The sequence below is a fragment of the Methylobacterium sp. E-041 genome (assembly GCF_022829665.1).
Lineage (GTDB): Bacteria > Pseudomonadota > Alphaproteobacteria > Rhizobiales > Beijerinckiaceae > Methylobacterium.
Map to the genome: position 1 here is coordinate 1 of NZ_JAKSYQ010000038.1, position 301 is coordinate 301.

Below are 301 nucleotides of genomic sequence, written 5' to 3' on the forward strand. Positions count from 1 at the left end.
CGACCTGACCCATCCGAACCTCACTGTCTCCCCGCACGACGCCTGGGCCAGCAGGGAGGCGATTCAGATCCTGGCCGACCGGATCGTCCAAAATGTCGACGCCTTCGTCGCCGCCAAGCCGCAGAAAGTGGTCTAGGTCGACCTCTCCCGCCCCCGGCTGCGGGGGAGGGTGGGCCTCGCGTGAGCGAGCGGCGGGAGAGGAAAGCCACGTCTCCGGACGCCGCGCGGCCCCTCTCCCGACCCGCGTCGCAAGCCACCCTCCCCCGCAGAGGGGGAGGGAAGGCTGAGCGACCGACGAGCC

General features: G+C 71.1%; 1 pseudogene. It reads left to right on the top strand.

The features are described from left to right. Positions 1–136 (top strand): annotated as a pseudogene (locus tag MKK70_RS02455) (glycerate dehydrogenase); the annotation flags it as partial. Between the last annotated feature and the right edge of the window lie 165 nt (positions 137–301).